This is a genomic window from Flaviramulus sp. (genome assembly GCF_982512915.1).
Map to the genome: position 1 here is coordinate 1 of NZ_CEWOCJ010000045.1, position 4260 is coordinate 4260.

Sequence of the window (4260 nt, forward strand, 5' to 3'; positions counted from 1 at the left end):
TTTAGTGACCGCGAAGGGATTCATACTTTTTGCCCTAACCCTTATGTTTATTGCCTTACCAGCTTCTATCAATAAAATGGTGAAACAATAGTGAAACATCAATTCTTCATTACCTTATCAAATATAATATTTTTTAAAGTTTTTTATTCACTTATTCTATCTTGAGAAAATAAAAAAAATTAAACTTCAAAAACCTTAATATGAAGCTTTATTTTTTCAGTAATAACTCTTGAAGTGTTACAACCGTTCTAAAACCAATATGTTCAGCAGAGGAATCTATACTAGTTCCCATCCTAGAAGACACCCTATAACTAGCACAATATGAATCGCTGCATAAAAATGAACCGCCCTTTATTATCTTTTCTTGTAAATAAGGATTATTCGGATTGTATGCTTTATCTGCACCTTTGGGATTATAAATAGTTTTGTTTTTAGCTGCTAACTCATTATAATAAGTAACGTTATACCAATCTGATGTATATTCCCATACATTACCAGCCATATCATATAAACCAAAATCATTTGGTGCGTAGGATTTTACAGGTGCTGTTCTTTCAAAACCATCTTCTAAAGTATTGTTAACTGGAAATTACCCTTCCCAACTATTGGCTTGTTCGGAGAGCTTTGAAATATCATTACCCCAAAAATAAGTTGTGCTCGTTTTATTTCCTCTAGCTGCAAACTCCCATTCGGCTTCTGTTGGTAAACGTCTTCCTGCCTATTTACAATATGCTTCGGCATCTTCATATGAAACATGTACTACAGGATGATTTTCTTTACCTTCTAAATGACTGTCCGCTCCAACGGGATGTTTCCAATTGACTCCTATTACCCAGCGCCACCATTGTGAAAAATCGTATAAATTTGGTACTGATTCTTTGGTTTTTTTAAACATTAACGATCCTGGTTGTAATATCGAATCATGGGGTTTAGATGTACCTGCTGGTAATTGTTTTTTCATGTCTTCCCAATTTATCTGGCGCTCTGCAATGGTAATATATCCGGTTTCTTCAACAAATCTTGAAAACGCAGCATTGGTTATTTCAGTGTAATCCATAAAAAATCCACAAACTAGCACTTGATGTTGTGGCTTTTCGTATTTCATTGCCATATTGTCTTGTGGCACTGCACCTTGTAAAAAAACACCTCCAGGTATCCAAACCATTCCTTGCGGAGGATTATGTATGAGACTATCCATTAACTTTTCAGAAATGGTATTGTAACAAAAATTATTGGTTTCTAATTCTTTATAGCTTTGCTTTTTACAGCTCAATATTAAAAAAACAGAAAGCGTCATTATAAATAGGTATTTTCTTTTTGTTGTTTTTAAAATATTCATTACAATTCAATTTTATTGAAATTATTATTTAATATTAAGGTTTTGCTCCCACTTCCAAGAAAATACTTAAGATTCTTTAAAGTCAATTTTGCCATAGATTCTAAAATAGTATTAGCATTTGTATTATCAGCATAAACCGCTATAACATCGACTGGTCTTCTGTCTACAATTTTATAATTAAGTTTTTACTTTGAGAACCCTTAAATTTATTTATAAATTGAAGAAAAGAAAACACTTTAACTTTCTGTATTTAACACTCAATAATTATTCATTTTATAATTAACAAATACTACTAATTGTTCTCTTTTAACTATCCTGTTTTTGGAAATAAATCATACCTAACTTTAGGTTCACCAATGGTAACTCTACTCTTTTTAGATATTTAATTACGCTAATAGTATTATAATAACTAAAAGCTATTAATAATAATTTTAATTTCTTAAACACTACATTTAATTAATCAAAATCTTCTTTGAAAAAAAATTACCTGAATAATCTGCAATTAATATGTACAATCCATTTGACATCTGATCTAAATATATCGATTGAGCTTTACGAATGTTTTTTATAGTAAATACTTTAGCGCCTAAAATATTATAAATTTCAATATTTAGTGCTTCGCCACTAGATTTTTTTATCCTTAATCTTTTGTTTTGACTTTCATAAAAAATCATCAAATCGTTAACATCTGAATCTTCAAAACTTAATGTGAATTCTGAATTCCAAGCACCAACATCTTCACCATCGTCACCAAAATCAACAGGACTATCAATTCCTTGAGAAACATTATCATAAATTACTTTTCCTAATGATTCATCAAAACGTAAATTTGAAGCTGTTAAATCTGCTGCTACTTCATTTGGATCTAAATTTCCTTTTACAAATGAAATAAAATTAGATCTTGTATCAACATTGCTGCTAATCCACTCGCCTATAGAATAGGTGAAAGATTGCTCTCCTCCAGGAGCAGAACCAAAATCACTAGAAGCTCCAGTACCACCATTAATTTTATTATTATAAAATAAGCTATTAGTTACAGAAATATTTGTATTTGTAGATCTGATTGCCCCGTAATCTAGATTACTTCTCGCTATATAATTTTGAAAAAAAGTAGAATTTATTATTGTCAGCTGGCCTGGAAAAGTATTTGGTAAACCCTCTGATAAAATTGCTCCACCACCGTCGGAATTACCAACACCCTCTGCCAAATTATTATAAAAAGTACATTCTGTTAAATTAATTATTGGATTTAAAGAAGCATTAATATAGATTGCACCGCCACTTTTTCCAGCAGTATTATTTTTAAAAAGTGTATTTGTTGCAGTTAATCTTCCATTGCTTATATAAATTGCTCCACCAGAAAAATCTCCTAATGTAGAATTACCATCAAAAACACAATTGATAAAATAAATATCTGAATCGCCAGTAATTAAAAACACTCCACCATTAGATATGCTTTTATTAGTACTTCCTTGAAAGGAAATATCTGTAAATGAAACTGCTAATCCTGTTCCTGAAAGTGTAAACATCTTAGCAACAGTTCCACCATCAACTCCGTTAATGGTAGCATTGTTTTTTCCTTCAATTGAAACAGACTTAGATAACGTAACCTGATCAACTTGATTTATAGAACCAACTATAATTATAGTATCTCCGTCGTTTGCTGTAGTAATTGCTTTACTTATTGTAGGGAAAGCACTAGCTTCACTCAAACCATCATTTGTGTTTAATCCGCCTGCTTTTACATAGTAAGTTATTGACCCTTGAGATTCAATTGACTGGGTTGTATTTGATGCTGGGGAAGTACCAATGGCATTTCTCGCTTTTACCCTGTAAAAATAGTTAGCTTGTTGCAAATCTGTATCTATATAAGTTTCTGTATTTGCGGGAAGTGTTGCAATTGTTTGAAAAGAGACTCCATCTGAAGAGCGTTCTAAAACATAATTGGTTTCCTCTATTGAGACATCATACCAACTTAGCTCTAGAAATTTTTCTGTATCAGAAAATTTATAATCTTTTACTGATAACTTTCCTGGAGTATCAGGTAATATACCATGCGTTTTTCTATCATTAAGTTGTGCGGTATATAAAGATGGTATTTTTAAAGTCTTTCCAGTTCCATTTATATACCCTACTGGTTTTAAAAAAGGACCATTAGCATTTACATAAGCAGCGTTGCAACCAATAGCATAATTCTGCCCAATGGGTGGCTTTTGAACTACAATTTTATTTGCTGGTGCATCAATATTCCATGCAACACCATTTGTTAGCGTCCAACCATGACCAGTTCCGTAGCTTCCTCTATTGTGCAATCCTAAAATAAAACCTGCATTTGTATTTCTCCAAGAAATATTATCAAAAAGCATACCTTGAGCCCATCTTCTATGATTTTCAGAACTTGTATAATCACCTGTTGATGAACAATTAGTAAAAACAATTCCATTTACATCACTTGCACCATTGCCAACAAATGAATGCCTACCATTTGAGGCTGTACAATTATTGAAAAGAATATTATTACAATGATCTTCTACATTAAAATTATATCTCCATCCACCAGAAAGTGGGCCATGCACCTCTAGAACTTTGGTATCTACAACTGAACAACGGGTTGCTTCAGCGAATTTAACACCAGAATAACTCATTCTTAAAGCAGTTACACCTTTTACCCAAGAATTATCTACTCCTACCATATTAATACATGTATCGATATGGTCTCTACCCGTGACACCAGAAGATTCTACAAAAATTCGTAAATTTTCAATTCCACATTCTTTTATTTGATTGTTGCCATTGTACTTATAAACGTAAGATTGAGATAAAGACCTGTCTAATACGTCATAAATGGGTGTATTCACCTGAATTCTATTTCCATCTATTTTTGTAATATACCTATTAAAAACCAAATCTATTTCGCCAGG

1 protein-coding gene and 1 pseudogene are annotated in these 4260 nt (G+C 31.8%); both read right to left on the bottom strand.

Features of this window, described 5'->3' with window-relative positions:
* Positions 1–208 precede the first annotated feature (208 nt).
* Positions 209–1339, bottom strand: a pseudogene (locus AC1XJX_RS13515) (formylglycine-generating enzyme family protein).
* Between the two features lie 452 nt (positions 1340–1791).
* Positions 1792–4260 (bottom strand): T9SS type A sorting domain-containing protein (locus tag AC1XJX_RS13520; RefSeq protein ID WP_482004520.1); only part of this gene is annotated, 2469 nt, incomplete at its 5' end.